This is a genomic window from Nocardia sp. NPDC050799 (assembly GCF_040654015.1).
Classification (GTDB): Bacteria; Actinomycetota; Actinomycetes; order Mycobacteriales; family Mycobacteriaceae; genus Nocardia.
Genome location: NZ_JBFAHF010000003.1, coordinates 39,110 through 61,457 on the forward strand (window position 1 = coordinate 39,110; position 22,348 = coordinate 61,457).

The window sequence follows — 22,348 nt, forward strand, 5'->3', positions numbered from 1 at the left end:
CTGCGGTCGCACCACCCGCTCGTCCCACCGTCGACCCGAATCGATCCGCCGATGGTCGCCCGACCGTGCCGCCGGGTTCTCGGAGCCCGTATTCCCGGCCGACCTTCCATCCGATCACCTCCGCGAGTAGCCGCGGACGCCCGGCGCCGAGCCTTACGAGACGCACATGGGTCGACGGCCGTCCCCCGCGCTCACCGGCTCCGCCGAGAACTCAGCCCGGATAAGGGTCGACGGCCCGCGCTCCGCGCAACACCCCACCCCACCAGGCGAGTTGGGTGAGCATCCGGTCCGCCGCGTCGATCGCGGCGCCGTCGCCCGTGTTGCCCGCGGCGTCGAACTGTTTACGCGCCCGGTGGAAGCTCACCGATTCACGTACCGAGACCATATGGATCTCGGCCACCACCTGGCGGAGTTGTTCCACCGCGCGCAATCCACCCGAGAGGCCGCCGTAGGACACGAAACCCACCGGTTTGGCCCGCCATTCGTGTTTCGCGCTGTCGAAGGCGGTTTTCACCGAGGCCGGGTAGCCGTGGTTGTACTCCGAGGTCACCACGGCGAAAGCATCCGCGGCCGCGAGCCTTTCCCGGAATCGTGCGGTCTCCGGAGTCTCGGTGAGATCGAGCGGCAGCGGGACGTCCAGCAGGTCGAGCACGCCGATATCGAATTCGGGCCGGGCCCGGGCCGTGCGCAGGAACCAGTCGGCGACCACGGGCGCGAAGCGTTCGGGCCGGACACTGGCGACGATCACTTCTAGTCGCAGGGGCGTATCCACCGGACGAGACTATCCCGCGGCCGCGGGGAGCCGCGGGATGGTTTCAGGGCAGTTCGAAGGGCAGCGCGACCCCGGCGTGGACCCGGCAGTGCTCGCAGGTCTCGGTATCGGCGACCGCGGCGACCGCGCTGCGGACGAGTTCCTTGAAGGGCACGATATTGCGTTCGAATTCGGCGAACACATCGGCCGCGCGGACGCCTTCGCCCTCGGTGACACCCGCGTCCAGATCGGTGACCAGCGCGATCGCCGCGTAACACATCTCCAGTTCGCGGGCGAGTACCGCCTCCGGGTAACCGGTCATATTGACCAGCTCCCAGCCCTGGGCGGCGAACCAGCGGCTCTCGGCGCGGGTGGAGAAGCGCGGTCCCTGAATGACCGCCATGGTGCCGTGCGGGTGGACGTGCACCGCGCTGTCGGCGGATTTCATCGCGGTGGCGCGCAGGTCGGCGCAGTAGGGATCGGCGAAGGAGACGTGGATCCCGTTACCGTCGAAATAGGTCTGCGGGCGGCCGGAGGTGCGGTCGACGAGCTGATCGGGGATGACCACGGCGCCCGGGCCCCAGTCGGGTCGCAGACTGCCGACCGCGCAGGGGGCGTAGATCCGGCGCACGCCGACCGAACGCAGTGCCCACATATTGGCCTGGTAGGGCACGGTGTGCGGGGAGTACTCGTGCCGTGCTCCGTGCCGTGGGAGGAAGGCCACCGGGCGGCCCTCGACCTTCCCCACCGTGATCGGCGCGCTCGGATCGCCGTAGGGGGTTCTCACCGTGACCGCGTCCGTGGCGCCGTCGAAGAAATCGTAGAATCCACTACCGCCGATGACGGCCAGCGCGGGCCGATCCTGGGAAGTCATGGTCTCGATTGTTCCGCGTTGCCCGCATGGGCGCACAGGCGAGGGCCCGTACCTGACAAGCCCGGACCGTAGATGTACCCTAGGGGGGTATGAACGGTCCTCTCGACCGGCGCAGAGGAGACAATCGGTGACTTCCACACCCACCACGGCGGGATCCGCCGACGAGACGGGGACCGGCCACACGTCCCACGACCACGCGAACCACGGCTACATCACCGCCAAGGACGACTACCTCAAGCGGTTGCGCCGGATCGAAGGGCAGGCGCGCGGTCTGCAGCGGATGGTGGAGGAGGAGAAGTACTGCATCGATATCCTCACCCAGGTCTCCGCGATGACCAAGGCCTTGCAGGCGGTCGCGATGGGGCTGCTGGAGGACCATATCAGCCACTGTGTGGTGGACGCGGCGGTCGCCGGCGGTCCGGATGCCGAGGCCAAGATCAAGGAAGCCACCGACGCGATCGCCCGGCTGGTTCGCTCCTGAGTGCTACGCCGGGTGGGCCCCCGCTCGGGCGGCCCACCCGCCGGGTCAGGACTGCCGGGTGAGCAGTGGCGCCAGGGTGCGCAGCGTGGCCAGGTAGTCCTGGTCGAGGACCTGCAGGGCGAGGTGATCGGCGCCCGCCTCGATATGACGGCGGACCTGTGCCGCGACCTGGTCGGCCGACCCGTGCACGGCGAGCGCGTCGAGCAGGCGGTCGCTGCCCGGTTTGGCGATGTCCTCGTCGGTGTAGCCGAGACGCCGCAGATTGGTGGTGTAGTTGCGCAGGCCGAGGTACATCTCGACCACGGTGCGACCGGTGGCGCGGGCGCTGTCGGGATCGGTGTCCACGACGAGCTTCTGTTCGGGCACCAGCAGCGCGTCACCGACGATCTCGCGGGCCTGCGCGGTGTGCTCGGGAGTCGTGAGATAGGGCAGCGCGCCCGCGGTACGGTCCGCCGCCAGCTTCAGCACCTTCGGGCCGAGCGCGGCGAGCATCCGGCCGGAGACCGGGACCCGGGCCGCGTCCAGTTCGTCGAGGTATTCGACCAGTGCCTCGTAGGGGGAACGGTAGGGCTTGTTCGCCTCCGGGTGACCGCAGCCGATGCCGAGCACGAACCGGCCCGGGAACCGCTGCTCGATCCGATGGAAGGATTCGGCGGTTTCGGCGGCCGGCGCGGTCCAGATGTTGACGATGCTGGTGCCGACCTTCAGGGTCTCGGTGGCTGCCAGCAGTTCCTCCACCACCGGGAGGTCGGCGCTCGGCGAGCCGCCGAGCCACAGGGCCCCGTAGCCGAGTCGCTCGAGTTCCGCCGCCGCTTCCGGGGTGAACAGCTTGTAGTAGCGCCATACGCCGTACCGTCCGAGATCGATCGTCATAACTACCGCAACCTTGTCGTCGAGGGGACCTATTCCAGCCCCGACCCTATCCCCGTGGTCCGGCTTCGCCCGGCCGACCGGCCGATGACGCGGATGGACGGCCGTACGCGCATCGTCCGACGGCGGTGAATCGAAAACCCTTGGTGGGAAAAAGCTTCCCTGTCGCCGGTTCCAGCGGCCTTGCACGTACAGGAGCCGTTCGTCGAGTGGCCAACCATGGAACACTCACCGAGTCGTCCGCCCACCCGGGCCGACCGAGGCGCGCCCACCCGCACCTATCGTCTACGCCGAGTGTCGGCCTCCGTGGTCAGATACAGCAGTCCCCCGCGGGAACCGACCGCATCTCCCGGGTCTGGGCGTTGCGGGCGGCCAGGTCCGGTTCCGCCGGGTAGTCGACCGCGACGAGGCTCAGCCCGTGCGCCGGCGCCACGGTCACCGAACTCGACCGGCTCCGTTCCGCCAGCAGCCCCGCGACCCACTCCGGTGTCCGGCGGCCCTCCCCCACCGCGAGCACCGCGCCGACCAGGCTGCGCACCATCGACCAGCAGAAGGCGTCGGCGCTGACATAGGCCTCCAGCCGGTCCCCGGCGCGCACCCAGTCGTAACGTTGGAGTTCGCGGACGGTCGTCGCGCCCTCCCGGCGGCGGCAGAAGGCCGCGAAATCGTGCAGACCCAGCAGTGTGCGGGAAGCCGCCCGCATGGCCGATACATCGACCGGGCGGCAACCCACCACGCTGCGCGTGGCCAGCGGGTCGGCACCGTAGGGCGCCGTGGTGAGACGGTAGGTGTAGTGGCGGCGGACCGCCGAGAAGCGGGCGTCGAAATCGGCGGGCACGGCACGGACACCGGTGATCCGGACATCCTTGGGCAGGAATTTGGCCATCCGATGCACGAGTTTGTCCCCGTCCACCTCCGCGGCGGTATCGAAATGTGCGACCTGCCCCTCGGCGTGCACCCCGGCGTCGGTGCGGCCGGCGACCGTCAACTGCACCGGTTCGCGCAGCACCTTCCCCAGCGATTCCTCCAGCACACCCTGCACGGTCCGCAGACCGGGCTGGCGGGCCCAGCCGACGAACTCGGTGCCGTCGTAGGAGATGTCCAGGCGGAACCGCCCGCCTTCCGGCGCCGGTACCGACGTGATCGCTGTTTCCCCGCGCGGCCCACTCGCGGACCCGGCCGCCGTGGCGGACCCGCCGGCTGCCCGCGGGTCGGCGGATCCGCGCGGGGCCGAACCGGTAGTCGCGTACCCCGGCTCGTGTTCGCTCACCAGACCATCCTCCGGATACGGGACGAGCCCGCACACCCGTAGTGGGCGGCGGGCTCGTCGACGAACCGGGAACCCGCGTCGCACGCGTCCCCGGCAGACGAATTACGCCTTGTCGTCGGCCTTCTCCTCGGCCTTCTCCTCGGCCGCGGCTTCCTCGGCCGGAGCCTCGGTGGCTTCGGCTTCGGTTTCGGTTTCGGTTTCGGCCTCGGGGGCCTTCTCCTCCGCCTTCTGCGACGCGGCGACCCGGCGGGCGCGATCGGCCTCGTTGGTCACGGTCTGCTCCCGGACCAGCTCGATGATCGCCATCGGGGCGTTGTCGCCCTTACGCGGCAGGGTCTTGATGATCCGGGTGTAGCCGCCGTTGCGGCCCTCGAACGACGGACCGATCTCGGCGAAGAGATCGTGCACGACGTCCTTGTTCCGGATCACCCGGAGCACCTCGCGGCGGTCGGCCAGGGTGCCGGCCTTGGCCTTGGTGACCAGTTTCTCGGCGTAGGGGCGCAGCGCCTTGGCCTTGGCCTCGGTGGTCGTGATCCGACCGTGCTCGAAGAGCGCCGTGGCCAGATTGGCGAAGATCGCCTTCTGGTGCGACGCCGACCCGCCGAAGCGAGCACCCTTCTTGGGCTTGGGCATTGTGGGTTCTCCTTGGTAAAGACCGCTACGGGGCGCCCGCCCCGGCCGGCCTAGAGCTGTTCGGTTTCGGCGTAGTCCTGCTCGCCGCCGTCGTTATCGCTGAAAGTGCCGCTGTCGGACCAGGTTCCGGTGCTCGCGTCGTAGCCGACCACACTGGACGGGTCGAAGGAGGCGGGGCTGTCCTTGAGCGAGAGGCCCAGCGCGTGCAGCTTGACCTTGACCTCGTCGATGGACTTCTGGCCGAAGTTGCGGATATCCAGCAGATCCGATTCGGTCCGCGCCACCAGCTCGCCGACGGTGTGCACACCCTCGCGCTTCAGGCAGTTGTAGGAACGGACGGTGAGGTCCAGATCCTCGATCGGCAGCCCGAAGGAGGCGATGTGATCCGCCTCGGCCGGGGAGGGGCCGATCTCGATACCTTCGGCTTCGACGTTCAGCTCACGGGCCAGGCCGAACAGTTCGACCAGGGTCTTGCCCGCCGAGGCGAGCGCGTCCCGCGCGCTGATGGAGTTCTTGGTCTCCACGTCCAGGATGAGCCGGTCGAAGTCGGTGCGCTGCTCGACACGGGTGGCCTCGACCTTGTAGGTCACCTTGAGCACCGGCGAGTAGATCGAATCCACCGGGATCCGGCCGATTTCCGCACCGGTCGCCTTGTTCTGCACCGCCGGGACATAACCGCGACCACGCTCGACGACCAGCTCGATCTCGAGCTTGCCCTTGTCGTTCAGGGTGGCGATATGCATATCCGGGTTGTGCACGACCACACCCGACGGCGGCACGATGTCATCGGCGGAGACGGTCCCCGGCCCCTGCTTGCGCAGGTACATGGTGACCGGCTCGTCCTCTTCGGAGGACACGACCAGGCCCTTGAGGTTCAGGATGATGTCGGTGACATCCTCCTTCACGCCGGGCACGGTGGTGAACTCGTGCAGAACGCCGTCGATGCGGATGCTGGTCACCGCGGCCCCCGGGATCGAGGACAGCAGGGTGCGCCGCAGCGAGTTACCGAGGGTGTACCCGAAGCCCGGCTCGAGCGGTTCGATGGTGAACTTCGACCGGTTGTCGGCGATGACCTCTTCGGTGAGGGTCGGACGCTGGGAAATCAGCATGGGATCAATCCTCCTGTTTTGGGCGCCCGCTATTTGACGCCTCGTCTAGGGGTTGTGCGGGCCGTCACCTCGACGACCCGCACCAGCGGCACAGCCGACCGTTACTTCGAGTAGTACTCGACGATCAGCTGTTCCTGCAGCGGTACATCGATCTGCGCGCGTTCCGGCAGCGAGTGCACCAGGATGCGCAGCCGGCCCGGGATGACCTGGAGCCAGCCGGGGACCGGACGGTCACCGACGGTCTCCCGCGCCACCTGGAACGGCAGGGTCGCCAGCGACTTCTCCTTGACATCGATGATGTCGTACTGGGTGACCTGGAAAGAAGGCACGTTGACCTTCTTGTTGTTCACCAGGAAGTGGCCGTGGCTGACCAGCTGACGGGCCTGACGGCGGGTACGGGCCAGACCGGCGCGGTACACGACATTGTCCAGCCGGGTCTCGAGCAGACGGAGCAGGTTGTCACCGGTCTTGCCCTTGAGGCGGTTGGCCTCTTCGTAGTACCGGCGGAACTGCCGCTCCAGGACGCCGTAGGAGAAGCGGGCCTTCTGCTTCTCCTGCAGCTGGAGCAGGTACTCGCTCTCCTTGATCCGCGCGCGGCCGTGCTGGCCGGGCGGGTAGGGGCGACGCTCGAAAGCCTGGTCACCGCCTACCAGGTCGACGCGCAGGCGACGCGATTTGCGGGTGATGGGTCCGGTGTAACGGGCCATTGTGCTCTACCTTCCTTCCCGCTTAGACGCGACGCCGCTTGGGCGGACGGCAGCCGTTGTGCGGCTGCGGAGTGACATCGGAGATGGTGCCCACTTCCAGGCCGGCGGCCTGCAGCGAACGGATCGCGGTCTCGCGGCCCGAACCGGGGCCCTTGACGAAGACGTCGACCTTCTTCACACCGTTCTCCTGCGCCTTGCGGGCCGCGTTCTCGGCGGCCAGCTGCGCGGCGAACGGGGTCGACTTGCGCGAACCCTTGAATCCGACATGGCCCGACGACGCCCAGGAGATGACGTTGCCGGAAGGATCGGTGATGGACACGATCGTGTTGTTGAACGTGCTCTTGATATGCGCGTGGCCGTGCGGGACGTTCTTCTTTTCCCTGCGGCGCGACTTCTGGCTCTTCTTCGGGCCGGAGGCCCGGGACTTCGGAGGCATCGCTTATCCCCTACTTCTTCTTGCCGGCGACGGTGCGCTTCGGGCCCTTACGGGTGCGCGCGTTGGTCTTGGTGCGCTGGCCGTGCACCGGGAGGCCACGGCGGTGACGCAGGCCCTGGTAGCAGCCGATCTCGATCTTGCGACGGATATCGGCCTGGACCTCACGACGCAGGTCACCTTCGACCTTGAGGGACGAGCCCTCGATGTAGTCACGCAGCTGCGTGACCTGCTCGTCGGTGAGATCCTTCGAGCGCAGATCCGGGCTGACGCCCGTCGCGGCCAGGATCTCCTTGGAGCGGGTACGACCGACGCCGTAGATGTAGGTCAGTGCGATCTCCATGCGCTTCTCGCGCGGGAGGTCGACGCCCATGAGACGTGCCATCTGGCAGTTTCCTTAACTGTTGCGGAGGTCTGCTCCCTGTCCGTCCCCTCGTCTGGTGGGGCCCCGGCCTCCGTTCCGGGGGTAGGCGCGCACACCTTCCGGGTCACCCCGGAAAATCCTCAGTGTGCGGCTGGAGCTGGGAGTTCTTCTGCGTGCCAGTCCGAACCGCGTTCGGTGCTCAGGCCCGGTGTCAGCCCTGCCGCTGCTTGTGCCGCAGGTTGTCGCAGATCACCATGACCCGGCCGTTACGCCGGATCACCTTGCACTTCTCGCAGATCTTCTTGACGCTCGGCTGAACCTTCACGTCCGTCCAATCTTTCGTAGCGGTCCACACCTACGGGTGTGGACACAGTTGACCCCGGTCGGGTGCGACCGGGGAAATCTCGGGGAGCGAGCCGGGGCCCACTCGTTCACTTGTAGCGGTAGACGATCCGACCGCGGGACAGGTCGTACGGCGACAACTCGACGACCACCCGGTCCTCCGGCAGGATGCGGATGTAGTGCTGACGCATCTTGCCGCTGATATGCGCGAGGACCTTGTGCCCGTTCTCGAGCTCGATCCGGAACATCGCATTCGGCAACGGCTCGACAACCCGCCCCTCGACCTCGATGGCCCCGTCTTTCTTCGCCATATCCTCCGCGATCCCGGTTACACTCAACCTGGTCTGATTGCCCTGGTACTGCCCGCGGGACCGGCCGACGCACACCGGTGCGACCGCGAGAACGGCACACCGTGTACAACGGCGAACACGACAACCGATCGCACACGAACAGGCGGCGCTTTGATACACCGCCTGGTCAGCTTACCGGTAGGTATGTGATCGGGCAAAAGGGGGTACTCTCCGCGAGGCGCGTCACACAACCCGGACCCGGCTCCCCGGCACTGAGTGCAAGGGTGGTTGTCGCGTAAACTGGCCGCTGTCCGAGGTCGACCACTCCAGGAGGGGACCGGTGAGCCGCAGCAACGACGGCCTCCCCATGCTGCCACCATGGCTGGCCGATACCGAGGTCACCGGGGTCGGCGAGGGAAATTTCCGCAACTACGAGCCGCCACCGGTCCAGAATCTACCCCAGGACGAGGTCATTCCCGAGACCCCCGAACCGCCGGAGGGTTTCTTCGCTCGCCGCGGCCGCGGCGAGGACCGTTCCACCGAGAGCGACAGGAAAAAGGGTAAGGGCTGGTTCCGGAACAAGAACAAGGACCAGCCGTCACTCGAGGAACGCGTCGGGGAGCTCCTCCCGAACAACACCGGCCCCCGCCCCGCCCAGCGCAACAACTGGGCCGAGGCGACCGGTCGGCACGAGTGGGCCACACCCCGGCCGGAGGGCGCCGAATCGGTACGCCATGCCGGCGTCGACCCGGTCCCGCAGGCCGAGCAGGGCACACCGGCGCCGTATCCGCCCACCGACCGGCCCGACGTGCCGGCTCCGCCCGCACCCGGCCCGGGACCGCAGTGGGGTCCGGACGGCGCGCCGGCGCCCACTGCGGTACCGAATGCTTTCCGTGCCCCGGCGACCGATCCACCGGAGCTGCCGGTGCGGCAGCCGGGCGAGCCGGCGCCGGAGTTCGACCGGTTGCGCCCGCACCATCCGATCCCGCCGCAGCCGGCGCCCGAGCCACGGCCCGGCGGCACGGACGAGTGGGCCGGCGGTGTGGACAGACCCGCCGCGCCGGCCCCCACGCAACCGCCGTTGCTACCGCCGCCCCCGCCGCTGCCGGTTCCACCCGCCGACGGTTCGCGTCCCGACGCGGGGCCGGTGCCGCAGCAGCCGTTACGGCGCCTTCCCGATCTGCCGCCGCCTCCTGCCGAGGACGCGGCCGATGCGGGGACCGCCGGCGAGCCGACGCCTTCCGCCGAATCGTCCGCGCCCGCCGTCCCCGGGCCCGCCGATGCGGCGGCGCCCGCCCCGGATTCGTTCACGGCACCCGATACCTTCACCGCGCCGGAACCCTCCCCCGCACAGGAGGCCGCCCCGGCACCGGAGCCCTTCCCGACGCCGGATCCCTTCCGGGCTCCGGAGAGTACCGCCCCGCCGGCACCGCGCACCGGGCCCGCCGACGACGGGCCGCGCGCGCCGGAGAGCGCTCCCCCGCCGCACTACGGCGGGCCCGGCGAGCTCGGTGATCAGGCGCGGCCGGAGCGTTCGGCGCCGGATCACGGCAACCCCCAGTGGCGGGCGCCCGAAGCTCCCCTTCCCGCCGAAGGCGCCCAGTGGCACGCCCCCGAACCGAGCCGGCCGCGGCAGCCGCTCCCCCCGGCGCCGGCGCCCCAGGCACCGGGCCCGCGGCCGCAATGGCAGCAGCCGGGACCGCCGCCGCAGGCCCCCGGCCCGGCTCCGGCCCAGTACAACCCCGCGCCCCCGCAGTGGCAGCAGCAGTCCCCACCCCCGCAGCAGCACGGTGGCGCGCCGGCCTGGCAGCAGCAGGGTGCGCCGCCCCCGCAGTGGCAGCAGCAGTCCCCACCCCCGCAGCAGCACGGTGGCGCGCCGGCCTGGCAGCAGCAGGGTGCACCACCCCCGCAGCAGTGGCAGCAGAACCCGGCGCGATTCGGCGCGCCGGGGCCGGGTGCGCCGTCCCTCGACGATGTCTCGGTCCGCCGGGCGAAGAAGGCCTCCGGCCAGGGCTGGCGCAAAGTGGTGCACCACGCGTCCGGCGGCCGGATCAATCCCGGCATGTCCGCGGAGGAACGGCGGCTGCAGGAGTTGGTCGCGCGGATCCGGCAACCGGTGCGCGGCGACTATCGGATCGCCGTGCTCTCCCTCAAGGGCGGGGTCGGTAAGACCACCACCACCATCGGTCTGGGCTCGACCTTCGCCTCGGTCCGCGGGGACCGGGTGATCGCGGTGGACGCCAACCCCGACTTCGGCACGCTGTCGCAGCGCGTCCCGCTGCAGACGCGGTCCACGGTGCGGGATCTGCTGCTCGATCCGGCCATCGAACGCTATTCCGATGTCCGGCGGCACACCTCGCAGGCGACCAGCCGCCTGGAAGTGCTGGCCAGCGAACGTGATCCGGCCGCCTCGGAGGCCTTCAACGAGGACGAGTACCGCGCGGTGGCCCGGATCCTGCAGCGGTTCTACAACATCATCCTCACCGACTGCGGTACGGGTCTGATGCATTCGGCCATGGCGGGCGTACTGCAACTGGCGCATTCGCTGGTGCTCATCTCCCCCACCGCGATCGACGGCGCGCAGAGCGCGTCGGCCACCCTGGACTGGTTGTCGCTGCACGGCTACCACCATCTGGTGCAGAACGCCGTGGTGGTGATCAACTCGCCGCGCGACGGTACGCCGAACATCGATGTGCAGCAGCTGCGGCAGTACTTCCTGTCGCGCTGCCGGGCGGTGCACATGATCCCGTTCGATCCGCATATGTCCGAGGGCGCCGAAATCGACCTGCCGCGGTTGAAGAAGGAGACCAAGCGGGCCTACGTGGAACTGGCGGCGACCGTGGCCGACGATTTCACGCAGAGCTACCAGCCGCATCAGGGCGGGTGAGCCCCGCACTCGGACCCGGTACCGCGTAGTGGACCCCGGAGCCGGCCGTGGCGGCGACCGGCCCGGGGTGTCACCACTCCGGCAACCTGCGCCTTCCGGCCAGCACATCGCCGACCAGCGCGTCGTAGGCATCGGCCAGTTCGGCCAGATGATGCCAGGCGCTGTGCAGGAGTTCGTCGTCCGCGTCCAGGGTCATCAACGCGTGATGCGCGCGGACCGCGGATTCGGCGAGCCGATCGATGATCGCGCCGACGGTTTCGGTGTGCAGAGTGACACCGAGCCGGTGCTGCGGGACATTGCGCCCCACCCAATCATCGATGGCCAGGACCAATTCCATCCGGCGCCGGTCGATCTCGACCAGCCGGTCGGGATCGGTGACGATGGAACCGCCGCGGCCCACCAATCTGCGCTCGTGGAGTACCGCTAAATCACGGGCGTACCAGAGCAGCTGCCCCCCGACGACCCGGTGTCCGCGCGCGGCGCGCACCAGTAGGTCCGAATTCGGCAGACCGGGAGACCCGCTCTGCGCCAGGGGATCAGCGCCGCGCTGGGCGCCGGGAAGAGCCATTACGACTGTTGTATCCGAACCTGTCACGGTTGCCTCGCCGTTCATCGCCGCACAACACCGGGTCAGTACGTTGATTACAATAAACCGCCGAAGGCTACTGTCAAGCGATACAGGCTCCCCTGAACACGAAAAGCGTACACTTCGTTACCTGGCGACCACCCGAGGAGCACGATGGCGGACGGTCCGACGTATCGACGGATCGCGGACCACCTCCGCGAGGAGATACGAGCAGGCAAGTGGCAACCGGGGGAACGCCTGCCCAGTCATGCCGAATTGGCCGAGCAGATGCAGGTTTCGCTCACCACCGCGCGTAATGCGATCCAGGTGCTGGTCACCGAGAATCTCGTCTATACGGCAACTTCCCGGGGCACCATCATCCGCAGCCGCGAGGTGCTGGAATCCGTGGTCACCGACCATATCCGCCCCGATCGGCCGCGAGCCGCCCACGATATCTTCTCCGAGATCGCGCGCGCCGCGGGCCGGGTGCCCACCAAGGAATTCAGCGCGCGAATGGAACCGGCGGGCCGGCGTGTCGCGCAGTGGCTCGGTATTCCGGTCGATTCGTGGGTGCTGGCCCGGACCGTGGTGCAGTACCTGGACAACGAACCGTGGTCGTGGGAGGTGAGCTTCTATCCCCGGGATCTGGCCGAGGCAACCGGGATAGATTCACCGCACGATATTCCCGAGGGCACCACACGCCGGCTGGCCGAGCGTGGGCAAGGCGAGACCGCGCACCGGGATTCGCTGGTCGCGCGTCCGGCGAACACCGAGGAGGCCGCGGTGCTCGGTGTCGCCATGGGCACTGTGCTGCTGGATCATCTGCGGATCGGGGCGAACCACGCTCGGGTCACCCGGGTGACCCGGCATCGTTCCATCGCGGCGAGTAATCGGCTGGCCTACGAGCTCGGTGATGCGGCCGGGATCGCAGTGATCCGTGGCGTACTGGATCAGACCGATCGGTCCGAGATATGGTTCTAGCTCATGACGGTGCAGATTCGGCCGGCCGACCTCGATGACCTGGACCTGATCCGCCGCCTGCGGCTACAACGCTCGTCATGGCTGGCCGCCCGCGGCTCGGACCAATGGTCGACCGAGGCATCCGGACTATCCATCGACTATTTCGCGCGCGCCGTGGCCCGGTCGGTGGCCGCGTGGGAAACCTGGATCGCCGAGGTGAACGGCGAACCGGCGGGGACGATCACCGTCAACGACCGCGCCGATCGACAGTTGTGGACCGGCACGGAACTGGCGGACGCGCTCGTCGTGCACTATCTGATCGTGGATCTCCGCTTCGCGGGGTCCGGCGTCGGACGGCGGTTGCTCGCACACGCGGCGGCGCTGGCCCGGGCGCACGACCGGAGCTGGGTACGGCTCGATGCGTGGACGACCAACACCGACCTGCACGCCTACTACCGGCGGGCCGGATTCCGGCTGGCCCGCGTCGCCGACCCGAACGATCCGAGCCCCTCCTGCGCGCTGTTCGAACGGCATGTCGACGACTGGCTGCTGGAAGGACCTACGCTCGGTATCCCGACCGGTCTGCCGCTGACCCGGCTGGCCCGCGATCCGATCGTGCTGCCGGTCTCCGGCTGACCCGCAGCGGAATCCGCACCGGGCACACCGGGCGGAGCGGCTTCAAAGCGGATCGAGATGGGCGATGTGCACCATCTCGATACCGCGACTGCGCGAGATCAGCGTGCCGCGCCCCGGCGGCAGCTTGGTGGGCCGCACATCGCCGATCAGCTTGCCCTCGTCCTTGGACCCGCTCATGATCAGCGTGTCCACCGACATGTTCTTCATCGTGCCCAGGATCGGGTCGTACAGGGCGCGGGACACTCCGCCGATGCGGCGGGTGACGATCAGGTGCATACCGATATCGCGGGCCTGCGGGAGGAATTCGATCAGCGGCTGGAACGGGTTGGCGCTGCCGGCGGCGACCATATCGTAGTCGTCGACCACGATGTAGATCTCCGGACCGCTCCACCAGCTGCGTTCCCGCAACTGCTGCGGGGTGATATCGGATCCGGGAATTCGCTTGGCCAGATAGGCAGCGACTTCCTTGATCATCGGCGCACAGGTCTGGGACGACGTGGAATATCCGGCGAGCTGGTCGCCCTCGATGACACCGAGCATGGTGCGCCGATAGTCGATCATGATCACCCGGGCCGTTTCGGCGGTGGAATTCTCGGTGATCCCCAGGACGATATTGCGCAGCAGGGTGGTCTTACCGCATTCCACGTCCGCGAACGCCATGAAGTGGGGTTCGGCGTTGAAATCCAGTACCAGCGGTTGCAGTTCGGATTCGCCGAGGCCGACCACGACCTTCGTGGCACCGGATTCGATGCCCCGCGACCGGGCCTGCTCGATCAGGTCGGCACGCTCGAACTTCAGCGGCAGCATCCGGACCTCGGGCGCCCGGCGGTTCGGGTACAGCTGCGCGAGTTCGGTCCGGGCCCGGGTCACACCCTCGGCGAGATCGCCCGTGCCGGAATCGGAGTCCAGTCGCGGCAGCGCGATGAGCATGTGCAGATGGTCGGCGGTGAGACCGCGCCCGGGCCGCCCCACCGGCACCTGATGCGCCACCCGGCGGCCCATCTCCGAGTCCGAGGGGTCACCGAGGCGCAATTCGATCCGGGTCCCGATCTGGTCCTTGACCACCGGACGGATCTCGGCCCAGCGCGACGCGCCGATCAGCAGGTGGATACCGAACGAAAGCCCCTGTCCGGCGATGGCGTTGATCTGTGGCTCGAGTACCTCGAACTCCTCCCGGATCGCCATCCAGCCGTCGATCACCAGGAAGACGTCACCGAAGGCGTCCTCGGGAAACGGATCGGCTATGCCCTGCTGCAGGGCGGCGAACTTGCGGCGGCGGTACTCGGCCATCGACTCGATGCCCTGTTCGGCGAACCGCTCTTCGCGCTGACGCATGAGGGAGGTGAGCTCGGCGATGGTCCGGCGCACCCGGTCGCCGTCCAATCGGCCGGCCACCGAACCGACATGCGGGACACCCACCAGCCCGGCCATACTGCCGCCACCGAAATCCAGGCAGTAGATCTGCACCTGCTCGGGGGTGTGGGTGGCGGCGGCGGCCATGATGATGGCGCGCAGCGTGGTCGATTTGCCCGACTGCGGGCCCCCGACCACCGCGACATTGCCCTGCGCGCCGGCCAGGTTGATGGTGAGCACATCACGACGCTGCTCGTAGGGCTTGTCGATGACGCCGATCGGCATCCACAGCCGGCCGTGCCGGTTGACCGGCGAGCGCCAATCCGGGTCGGGTAGCAACATATCCACCGTCGGCGATTCGTCCAGCGGCGGCAGCCACACCTCGTGCGCGGGGCGGCCGTGCCCGGTGAGCCGTTTGACGACGACATCGAGCAGGGAGTCCGGCACGCCCTCGCCGTCCAGGGCGCCCGCACCCACTTCCGACGGCGGGGGCGGCAATTCGAGCAGCGGGTTGATCGCGGCAGCCGGTTCCGCCGCCGCGGCGGAACCGGCCTCGGCGAGATCCACGGGCGCCGCGGTGAAGACGGCCGGACGCTGCCGGGCGACCGGACTGCCGTCCTCGCCGGTCGCCGCGCCCTGCGGCGCCTCGTACGGGCCGGACACGTAGCTGGCATTGAACCGCAGCGGATCGGAGGCGTCGCTCTTCAGGTAGCCCGACCCGGGAACGCTCGGCAGATGGTAGGCGTCGGTGATACCCAGGACCGCGCGGGACTCGTTGGCGGAGAAAGTACGCAGGCCGATCCGGTAGGACAGATGCGATTCCAGTCCGCGCAGTTTGTTCTCCTCGAGGCGCTGCGAGGCCAGCAGCAGATGCACGTGCAATGAGCGGCCGAGACGCCCGATCATCACGAACAGCTCCGCGAAATCCGGTTTCTGGGAGAGCAGTTCGGAGAACTCGTCCACCACGACGAACAGCGCGGGCAGCGGATCCAGCGGGACACCGGCGGCGCGGGCCTTCTCGTAATCGGTGACATTGGCGTAGTTACCGGAGGACCGCAGCAGTTCCTGCCGGCGGTTCATCTCACCGGCCAGGGCGTCCTTCATCCGGTCGACCAGGGAGAGTTCCTCTTCCAGGTTGGTGATGACTGCCGCGACATGGGGCAGCGGGTCCAGGCCCAGGAAGGTCGCGCCGCCCTTGAAGTCGACCAGCACCAGGTTCAGCGCATCGGGAGAATGCGTGGTGACCAGCGAGAGCACCAGGGTGCGCAGGAATTCCGATTTGCCCGAACCGGTCGCCCCGATGCACAGGCCGTGCGGGCCCATCCCGTTCTCCGCGGACTCCTTGATATCGATCTCGACCGGAGTGCCGTCGGGGGTGATGCCGATCGGCACCCGCAACCGCTCCCGGGCGGTACGCGGACGCCACACCCGGGCGGGATCGACCTGGGCGGCGTCGGGAATCTTCAACAACGCCATCAGCCCGGGGTCGGCCGTGGTGCCCTCCCCGAGGCTGACTATCTGCGCCGCGGTCGCGAGGCGATACCGCGCCAGGGCCCGGGAGAACGCCTCGGCCTCGGCGATACTCACCTCGTCGGCGGCGGCGAACCGTTCGACGCCGGCCGCGCTCTTGGCCGAAACCTCCGAATTCGCGCAGACCAGCTGCAGGCCGCGCCGGACCGCGAGACCGGTCTCGGGTGCGGTGAGGTCCAGTACGGTCACCGAGTCCAGGCCCGATTCCGCGACCAGCCGCTCGTTACCGCTGACGTAGCCGTCGTCGATGACGACGACCAGGTGCAGCCGGCCCTGGGTCGGCTGCGGATTACGCATGAACCGGCCGCGCTCGATCAGTTCCGACGACAGCGCGGTCTCGAGCTCGCCGAGCGACTGGTACATCATCCGGACCGAACCCATCCCGTCACGCTGGGTCGGGTGCTGCAGATGAGGCAGCCATTTCGCCCACGACCAGACCGGTGCGTCGGGATCACTGCAGACCACGGCGACGGCGAGATGGTCGGGGCCGTGGAAGGTCGCCAGCTCCATGAGCATCGAGCGCACCAGCGTATGCGACTCCGCCGGATCGCCGCCGATATTGATGGCGGGGAAGGCACGCAGCGAGACGGCCGTCGGCAACTGATGCACCACCGAATGCGTGCGCACGAACCGGCGCAGCGCGACGGTCGAGACCGGCTCCAGATCCTCGAGCGGGCCCGTCTCGGGGCGGGCGAGTTTGGTGGCCAGCCGATGACTGCCCACACCGACCCGGACATGACCGAAATCGGGGTCGTTGGGGCGGCGCTCCCACATCCGGCGGGTACCCACCAGCGACAGCAGATCGGCGGGTTCGGGATGACTCCAGCCCAGCGATTCGAGCTGTTTCCCACCGGTGCGGCGCACCTCGCGGCGCACCTGGTCGAGATAGCGGAAGTAGTCCTTGCGTTCCTCGTTGAGCTCGACCGCGCGTTTACCACCACCGCCGCGAAACCCGGCCATCATGCCCACCATCGACATGATCATCATCATCGGGAACATCATCATGAAGGGATTGGCGAGCAGGTTACGGCCCATCATCGCCATCATGGCGATCATGCCGATCACCGCGATCACCATGACCACCGGCATGATCTTCATCATCAGCGGCGCCGGGATGGCACGCGGAACCTCCGGGGGTGCGGTCAGCGCGACCTCACCGCCGGGAGCCCGGGGCGGGGCGATGCGGGGACGGCGCACGAAACCTTCGGTAGCCATGGTTCCTTCTTCGATCGGCGACGAACGTGTGAGCGGGGTGCCGCGTCAGGGGTCCGGTTCCAGGCCCGATTCCAGGTCCGGCTCACGCCGGGGCCGGCGGAACGGGTACGCCACGGCGGCGCCGATCGCGAGACCGGTCAGGCAGATCGCCGACCCGGTGATCGCGATCCAGCGCTGGCGCACATCGGGCCCGGGTGGATGTACGGGTGCCGCGATGGGTGCGGCGACGGCCGCGCCCGCACTCACCGGTTCCACCGGCAGTTCGGCGGTCAGCGCGGCCAGCGGATCGATGAGACCGTGCCCGATCCTGTCGTCGCGGCCGGTGCCCGGGCCGTGCGCGGTCCGGGTGATCCGGTCCATCACCTGCGGGGCGGTGAGTTCGGGGAAACGGGATCGCACCAGCGCGGCCAGGCCGGCCACATACGGCGCGGCGAAGCTGGTGCCCTCCACCGAGCGGATGCCCTCGGTGGTCTGTACCCCGTCGACCAGTCCGGTACCGCCGGGTTTGCTGTCCAGCGAGACGATATTGCGGCCGATGGCGGCCACCTGCACCCACGGCCCGTTCAGGGAGAGTTCGGAGACCTGCCCGCCGGCGTCCACCGACCCCACCGCCAGCACATACGGCGAGAACCAGGCCGGGCTGGCCACCGTCGCGACCGAACCCCAGCCCGCACCCGAGTTCTGGGTGTCGCAGGCGCCGTCGCTCTGCAGGTTGCCGGCCGCGGCCACCACCACCACATTGCGGTCGTAGGCGTGTTTGACGGCAGCGCCGAGTGCGCTGTCGGCGGTATCGAGTCCGGCCCGGGTGCAGGCCACCTCGGAGATGTTGATGACGGTGGCGCCCATGTCCACGGCCCGGACCACCGCGCCCGCGAGGGTCAGCACACTGCCGTATCCCTCGGTGCCGATCTTGCCGGGTGCGTCGCGGTTGTTGTTGTCCTTCTTCTCGTAGGCCAGGCTCAGCTGGCGGATCGCCAAGATCTCCGCGTCGGGCGCGACTCCGGCGAAGGCGTCGCCCGGGACGGGCTGCGCACCGATGATCCCGGCGACCAGGGTGCCGTGCCCGTCGCAGTCGACCGTGCCGTCGGTATCGGAGACATAGTCCCCGCCCGGCTGTAGCCGGGGTAGCCGCGGATGCCGGTTCACGCCGGTATCGATCACCGCGACCTTCTGGCCGGCGCCGCGGCTGAACTGCCAAGCGGCGGGCAGATCGAGCACCTGCTGTGCCATCGGCGGTTCGCTCGGAGGCGCGCCGGTGAGCAGCGGTTCGGCGCATACCGCACGCTGCTCGGTGGGTTCGAGGGGGGCGGGCCGGCCGCTGATTGCCTGGGCCGCGCCCAGCGCACCGGGATCGATGGCGGGCTGCGGTACCGCCCCGGCGAAGGGGCCGGGCAGCAACACCGCGGCACCCAGTACACCGGCCGCGCAGATCATCCGCAGCAGGCCGCGGCGCGGCGGTCGAGCCCTCATATGCTCAGGTTCCGGGCCGTACCGTAGATACCCATCACCCAGAGCACGAGCGGGATCACAGCCATGATCAGCCCGTATTCGAAGAGCTCGATCGCCCGCCGGACCACCGGGGTGACCTCGATATGCGGACCGATCACGCCGAAGCCGATCACCCCGAGGGTGAAGGCGAGCAGGATCGCGGCACAGACGAGTACGAGATCGTTGTCGCCGAAGGACAATCCGACGGTCAGCGATACGAAGGTCACACAGGCACCGCCGATCAGGGTCGCGGCCTGGGTGATATCGGCGAACGAGCGACCGCGCAGCGACAGGATGATCGCGGTGATCACCGCCAGGGTGATGCCCTGCCAACGGTAGGCGCCCAGCGGGTCGGCGACCCCGAACGCGCCGATGACCGTACTTGCGGTGCAGGCGGCGATCAGGCCGGTCTGGAAGCGGTTGGCCGCCCGGGCCCGTTCCCCGAGACCGGCGGCCGAGGGCAGTGCGGTCGCCCCGATGGCGCCGATGCCCTCGATGGTCGGGCGGGGTTCGTGGTCGGCCGGGTCGATGGCGGCGCCGGCGGTCGGCACCGGCGGGATGGGAAGACGGGCCAGCAGCGCTGCCAGCCGCGGCACCATCGACAGGGTCATGATCCCGGCCACCAGCAAACCGCCACCAACCTTCGGCAGCCCGGGATGCCAGATCAGATAGATCACGGCGGTGACCAGTGCGATGACCGCGGCCGCGGCGGCGAAGGAGAAGAGGGTCGCACCCACTCCGGTGAGACGGTAGCCGAGTACGGCGGCCACCAGCAGCACCGAACTGCCCAGCAGCAGATGCGAACTGCCCAGCGTGCCCGGGACGAGCAAAGCCGCGCCGCCGAACAGCAGCATCAACCCATCGGCCGAAAGCCAGGAGGCGGTGAGCTCGTCGCGGTACTTACGCGCGGTGATCCCGGCCGCGACCAATGCGGCCAGCCCCGAACCCAACAGCGCCAGCGGCGGTGCGAGCGGATCGCCGGCACCGCGCGAGACCATCAGGACCGCCAGGGTGACGAGCACGGTCAGCGCCGAGGCCACCAACCCCATCCAGCGCGCGGCGACCCCGGACCACCCGGTGAACTCCTCGGCGGTGAGCCGGGACACGGCATCGATGACATCGTCGAACAACGCGGGTGCTTCTTTGGCCGATACCGAACGCAGCACCAGAAGTTCGCCGTCGTAGACCTCCGCCTCGGTGAGCGTGCGGCTCGGCGCGATCGCTTCCCGGCCCAGCCGGGCCAGTGTCCAGTGCTGTGCCGTGAGCGGACCCGTCTCCTCCTCCGTCTCGGGCAGATCCGGACTGCGCGATTCGATCAACGCGACCAGGTCGCCGATGAAACCGGCGATGGGCACGGTCGCGGGTAATCCCACATCGACCTGGGTGTTGCCACCGATCACCGATACTCTGCTCAATTCCGGTTCGTGCGCTCGGTGTGTGCTCGGCGATTCGGCTGGTGCGCTCATCTCCCCACCCATATTTCGTTCGGTATCTCGAACCCCGGTGGACGACTATTCATCTGCACGCCATCCACAATTCATTTCCCACTGGACAGTGAATCTCGAAAGACTCTCCGGGTTAACAAATTCGGCACTGTCGGTGAACTTTCGCTCGGCTTACTCGGCGTTGCAGATCATCGGCAACTGCACCCAATGTAACCGAGCGTCGAAGTGCGCGCGATCGGTAGTCTGGTATCCAGATAACGTTCTCTTCAAGACGATCCAAAGAATTCGGGGAGCGACCGCAATGACCGGCAACCGCCAAGCACAACGCGCATTCGATGCCGGAGTCCTGTCGCTCGGATTATCCATCGAAGGACAGGAATCGGCGCGCGACCTCGAATATGCCGCACTGGCATTCCAGCGAGCCACCGAATGGGACCCGGGCATGTGCGATGCCTGGCTGGGCCGGGCCGCCGCCGGCGAACTCACCAAAGAAGTACTGTTCAATCTGTACCGCACCTGCGACGCGACGCTCTATCGAGAACAACGCCGGGTCGGTCTGCGGCCCCGGGAACTCGCGGCCCGCTTTCAGCCGGGTCTCTACATCGACTACCCGCTGTCGAGCCGGACCGAGATCGCGCTGGCGTGGGCGGCACAGTTGATCGCCGACAAGGACTTCGACGAGGCCGAGCGCGCACTGAACGAGCTCGACGAGTACCGGCGCGGCCAGCAGGCCGGCGACCCCGAACGTGCGGCAGACCACCGGATCGCGGCGTACGTCCGGGGCGTATTGCACTACACCACGCAGCGCTGGCCCGATGTGATGACCGTGCTGGCCGCTTCGGCCGAATGGGACGATCCGTACCTGGCGGCCGGCGCGCACGTCATGGTCGGCACGGCCTGCGCCCAGCTCGGACTGTTCGCCGAATCCATCCGCCGGATGTCGGCCGCCGAGCAGGGGCCGATTCCCGCCGCCCGCTCCACCGCCATGTTCTGCCGCGGTCTGTGCCTGCGCGAAACCGGCAACGAGGAACAGGCGCAGGCACTGTTCGAGAAGGTCTATTCGCAGGCACCGGACTTCGAGGCGAACGCCTCGGCCATGCGCGACCGCACCTACCGGATCACGATCACCAACCGCGAGGTGATCGAGGCGCGGACCGACAAATGGGATCCGGCCTCCTCGCCGACGATGGAGCAGATGAACCGCGCCGAGGTCCAGGACCGGGCGAAGGAGACGCTGGCGGAGGCACGTGCCGAACTGGATTCCCAGATCGGGTTGGCCTCGGTGAAAACCCAGGTCGCCAAGCTGCAGTCGACCGCGCAGCTGGCCAAGATCCGAGCGGAGAAGGGGATGGCCAGTGTGCCGCGCGGGCAGCATCTGGCGTTCACCGGCCCGCCCGGTACCGGTAAGACCACCATCGCCCGGGTGGTCGCCAAGATCTACTGCGGTCTGGGCCTGCTGGAGACCGAGAAGATGATCGAGGCCAAACGCGTCGATTTCGTCGGAGAACATCTCGGCAGCACCGCCATCAAGACCAACAAGCTGATCGACGGCGCCATGGACGGCGTGCTCTTCATCGACGAGGCCTACACCCTGATCCAGGCCGGCCTGTCGGGCGGTGACGCGTTCGGCCGCGAAGCCGTCGATACGCTACTGGCCCGGATGGAGAACGACCGCGACCGCCTGGTGGTCATCATCGCCGGATACGACGGTGAGATCGACCGGCTGCTCGCCGCCAACGACGGGTTGGCCTCACGGTTCGCCAAACGCCTGCAGTTCCCGTCCTACAACGCCACCGAGCTGGGGCAGATCGGTGAGGTCATCGCGAAGAAGCGCGACTCGGATCTGTCCGAGGAAGCGCTGAAAGTGCTGATCCGGGCCTGCGACCACCTGTACGCCATGGAGAGCACCGACCAGAGCGGGCAACCCCGGCGCGGCGTGGATGTGGCCGGCAACGGCCGTTTCATCCGCAATGTGATCGAGGCGGCCGAGGAGGAACGCGAGTTCCGGCTGGCCAACGACGAATCACTGGACCTCACCGATATCGACGAGACCGTACTGCGGCGTATCGAGGAACCGGATATGCGACTCGCGCTGGCCACCATCCTGGATTCGCTGAATATCGCCTGGACCGACCCGGCCTGATC

Annotated in this window: 20 protein-coding genes; 5 read left to right on the top strand and 15 right to left on the bottom strand. The window is 68.4% G+C overall.

Annotated features, from left to right (window positions below):
* Window positions 1-211 precede the first annotated feature (211 nt).
* Window positions 212-772: an NAD(P)H-dependent oxidoreductase gene (locus AB0H42_RS04470; protein ID WP_357049726.1), complete on the bottom strand. Its 561-nt coding sequence runs from the start codon at window positions 770-772 to the stop codon at window positions 212-214.
* Between the two features lie 43 nt (window positions 773-815).
* Entirely contained in the window at window positions 816-1,625 is an 810-nt protein-coding gene (locus tag AB0H42_RS04475; RefSeq protein ID WP_357049729.1) for an S-methyl-5'-thioadenosine phosphorylase, read from the bottom strand.
* Between the two features lie 127 nt (window positions 1,626-1,752).
* Here AB0H42_RS04475 and AB0H42_RS04480 point away from each other — a divergent pair, with 127 nt between their 5' ends.
* Window positions 1,753-2,106 (top strand): metal-sensitive transcriptional regulator, encoded by a 354-nt coding sequence (locus AB0H42_RS04480; RefSeq protein WP_030522607.1) that lies wholly within the window; start codon window positions 1,753-1,755, stop codon window positions 2,104-2,106.
* A 45-nt stretch (window positions 2,107-2,151) separates the two neighbouring features.
* On the opposite strand, the gene AB0H42_RS04485 is transcribed toward AB0H42_RS04480, so the two are convergent.
* The 9 genes from AB0H42_RS04485 to infA all read right to left on the bottom strand — a co-directional run bounded on the left by AB0H42_RS04485 (window position 2,152) and on the right by infA (window position 8,145).
* Window positions 2,152-2,979 carry an LLM class F420-dependent oxidoreductase gene (locus AB0H42_RS04485; RefSeq protein WP_357049732.1) on the bottom strand — a complete coding sequence of 276 codons (828 nt, stop codon included), beginning with the start codon at window positions 2,977-2,979 and terminating at the stop codon, window positions 2,152-2,154.
* 307 nt (window positions 2,980-3,286) lie between these two features.
* Window positions 3,287-4,120 carry a tRNA pseudouridine(38-40) synthase TruA gene (truA, locus tag AB0H42_RS04490; RefSeq protein ID WP_357050211.1) on the bottom strand — a complete coding sequence of 278 codons (834 nt, stop codon included), beginning with the start codon at window positions 4,118-4,120 and terminating at the stop codon, window positions 3,287-3,289.
* Window positions 4,121-4,348: 228 nt separating this feature from the next.
* The gene (rplQ, locus tag AB0H42_RS04495; RefSeq protein WP_357049735.1) at window positions 4,349-4,879 is read right to left on the bottom strand and encodes a 50S ribosomal protein L17; all 531 of its coding nucleotides are present in this window, start codon (window positions 4,877-4,879) and stop codon (window positions 4,349-4,351) included.
* Between the two features lie 50 nt (window positions 4,880-4,929).
* Window positions 4,930-5,988 carry a DNA-directed RNA polymerase subunit alpha gene (locus tag AB0H42_RS04500; RefSeq protein ID WP_327148365.1) on the bottom strand — a complete coding sequence of 353 codons (1,059 nt, stop codon included), beginning with the start codon at window positions 5,986-5,988 and terminating at the stop codon, window positions 4,930-4,932.
* Window positions 5,989-6,089: 101 nt separating this feature from the next.
* Window positions 6,090-6,695, bottom strand: coding sequence for a 30S ribosomal protein S4 (rpsD, locus tag AB0H42_RS04505; RefSeq protein WP_063127908.1), 606 nt, complete (start codon window positions 6,693-6,695; stop codon window positions 6,090-6,092).
* A gap of 22 nt (window positions 6,696-6,717) precedes the next feature.
* On the bottom strand, window positions 6,718-7,131 hold the full coding sequence (rpsK, locus tag AB0H42_RS04510) for a 30S ribosomal protein S11 (RefSeq protein ID WP_030522613.1): 414 nt from the start codon (window positions 7,129-7,131) through the stop codon (window positions 6,718-6,720).
* Between the two features lie 10 nt (window positions 7,132-7,141).
* Window positions 7,142-7,513 carry a 30S ribosomal protein S13 gene (rpsM, locus tag AB0H42_RS04515; protein WP_030522614.1) on the bottom strand — a complete coding sequence of 124 codons (372 nt, stop codon included), beginning with the start codon at window positions 7,511-7,513 and terminating at the stop codon, window positions 7,142-7,144.
* A 190-nt stretch (window positions 7,514-7,703) separates the two neighbouring features.
* Entirely contained in the window at window positions 7,704-7,817 is a 114-nt protein-coding gene (gene rpmJ / locus AB0H42_RS04520) for a 50S ribosomal protein L36 (RefSeq protein WP_025347279.1), read from the bottom strand.
* Window positions 7,818-7,923: 106 nt separating this feature from the next.
* Window positions 7,924-8,145, bottom strand: a complete 222-nt coding sequence (gene infA, locus AB0H42_RS04525) for a translation initiation factor IF-1 (RefSeq protein WP_003418601.1) — start codon at window positions 8,143-8,145, stop codon at window positions 7,924-7,926.
* Between the two features lie 319 nt (window positions 8,146-8,464).
* On the opposite strand from infA, the gene AB0H42_RS04530 reads away from it, so the two are divergent.
* Window positions 8,465-11,011 carry an AAA family ATPase gene (locus AB0H42_RS04530; protein WP_357049740.1) on the top strand — a complete coding sequence of 849 codons (2,547 nt, stop codon included), beginning with the start codon at window positions 8,465-8,467 and terminating at the stop codon, window positions 11,009-11,011.
* 70 nt (window positions 11,012-11,081) lie between these two features.
* Here the strand turns inward: AB0H42_RS04530 and AB0H42_RS04535 are convergent, their stop codons facing one another.
* Complete coding sequence (locus AB0H42_RS04535; protein WP_030522616.1) at window positions 11,082-11,579, bottom strand: DUF4254 domain-containing protein; 498 nt, start codon at window positions 11,577-11,579, stop codon at window positions 11,082-11,084.
* A 171-nt stretch (window positions 11,580-11,750) separates the two neighbouring features.
* Here AB0H42_RS04535 and AB0H42_RS04540 point away from each other — a divergent pair, with 171 nt between their 5' ends.
* Window positions 11,751-12,557, top strand: a complete 807-nt coding sequence (locus tag AB0H42_RS04540) for a GntR family transcriptional regulator (RefSeq protein ID WP_357049743.1) — start codon at window positions 11,751-11,753, stop codon at window positions 12,555-12,557.
* A gap of 3 nt (window positions 12,558-12,560) precedes the next feature.
* Window positions 12,561-13,172, top strand: coding sequence for a GNAT family N-acetyltransferase (locus AB0H42_RS04545; RefSeq protein WP_357049746.1), 612 nt, complete (start codon window positions 12,561-12,563; stop codon window positions 13,170-13,172).
* A gap of 42 nt (window positions 13,173-13,214) precedes the next feature.
* Here AB0H42_RS04545 and eccCa read toward each other — a convergent pair whose 3' ends face one another.
* Genes eccCa through eccD form a run of 3 tightly spaced genes read right to left on the bottom strand, consistent with a single transcriptional unit; the run spans window position 13,215 to window position 20,173 of the window.
* Window positions 13,215-17,270: a type VII secretion protein EccCa gene (gene eccCa, locus AB0H42_RS04550; RefSeq protein ID WP_357049749.1), complete on the bottom strand. Its 4,056-nt coding sequence runs from the start codon at window positions 17,268-17,270 to the stop codon at window positions 13,215-13,217.
* Window positions 17,271-17,315: 45 nt separating this feature from the next.
* Window positions 17,316-18,740 carry a type VII secretion-associated serine protease mycosin gene (mycP, locus tag AB0H42_RS04555; protein ID WP_357049752.1) on the bottom strand — a complete coding sequence of 475 codons (1,425 nt, stop codon included), beginning with the start codon at window positions 18,738-18,740 and terminating at the stop codon, window positions 17,316-17,318.
* On the bottom strand, window positions 18,737-20,173 hold the full coding sequence (gene eccD, locus AB0H42_RS04560; RefSeq protein WP_357049755.1) for a type VII secretion integral membrane protein EccD: 1,437 nt from the start codon (window positions 20,171-20,173) through the stop codon (window positions 18,737-18,739). Before eccD ends, mycP begins: the two co-directional genes overlap by 4 nt.
* Before the next feature lie 331 nt (window positions 20,174-20,504).
* On the opposite strand from eccD, the gene eccA reads away from it, so the two are divergent.
* Window positions 20,505-22,346: a type VII secretion AAA-ATPase EccA gene (eccA, locus tag AB0H42_RS04565; protein WP_357049758.1), complete on the top strand. Its 1,842-nt coding sequence runs from the start codon at window positions 20,505-20,507 to the stop codon at window positions 22,344-22,346.
* Window positions 22,347-22,348: the final 2 nt, after the last annotated feature.

What these genes read in the sequence shown, in the direction of transcription:
- AB0H42_RS04545 (WP_357049746.1), top strand. Translation starts at nt 12,561, where the DNA reads ATGACGGTGCAGATTCGGCCGGCCGACCTCGATGACCTGGACCTGATC.
- infA (WP_003418601.1), bottom strand. Translation starts at nt 8,145, where the DNA reads ATGGCGAAGAAAGACGGGGCCATCGAGGTCGAGGGGCGGGTTGTCGAG.
- rplQ (WP_357049735.1), bottom strand. Translation starts at nt 4,879, where the DNA reads ATGCCCAAGCCCAAGAAGGGTGCTCGCTTCGGCGGGTCGGCGTCGCAC.
- AB0H42_RS04535 (WP_030522616.1), bottom strand. Translation starts at nt 11,579, where the DNA reads ATGGCTCTTCCCGGCGCCCAGCGCGGCGCTGATCCCCTGGCGCAGAGC.
- rpsK (WP_030522613.1), bottom strand. Translation starts at nt 7,131, where the DNA reads ATGCCTCCGAAGTCCCGGGCCTCCGGCCCGAAGAAGAGCCAGAAGTCG.
- mycP (WP_357049752.1), bottom strand. Translation starts at nt 18,740, where the DNA reads ATGAGGGCTCGACCGCCGCGCCGCGGCCTGCTGCGGATGATCTGCGCG.
- AB0H42_RS04475 (WP_357049729.1), bottom strand. Translation starts at nt 1,625, where the DNA reads ATGACTTCCCAGGATCGGCCCGCGCTGGCCGTCATCGGCGGTAGTGGA.
- AB0H42_RS04485 (WP_357049732.1), bottom strand. Translation starts at nt 2,979, where the DNA reads ATGACGATCGATCTCGGACGGTACGGCGTATGGCGCTACTACAAGCTG.
- eccCa (WP_357049749.1), bottom strand. Translation starts at nt 17,270, where the DNA reads ATGGCTACCGAAGGTTTCGTGCGCCGTCCCCGCATCGCCCCGCCCCGG.
- AB0H42_RS04540 (WP_357049743.1), top strand. Translation starts at nt 11,751, where the DNA reads ATGGCGGACGGTCCGACGTATCGACGGATCGCGGACCACCTCCGCGAG.
- rpsM (WP_030522614.1), bottom strand. Translation starts at nt 7,513, where the DNA reads ATGGCACGTCTCATGGGCGTCGACCTCCCGCGCGAGAAGCGCATGGAG.
- AB0H42_RS04500 (WP_327148365.1), bottom strand. Translation starts at nt 5,988, where the DNA reads ATGCTGATTTCCCAGCGTCCGACCCTCACCGAAGAGGTCATCGCCGAC.
- eccA (WP_357049758.1), top strand. Translation starts at nt 20,505, where the DNA reads ATGACCGGCAACCGCCAAGCACAACGCGCATTCGATGCCGGAGTCCTG.
- rpsD (WP_063127908.1), bottom strand. Translation starts at nt 6,695, where the DNA reads ATGGCCCGTTACACCGGACCCATCACCCGCAAATCGCGTCGCCTGCGC.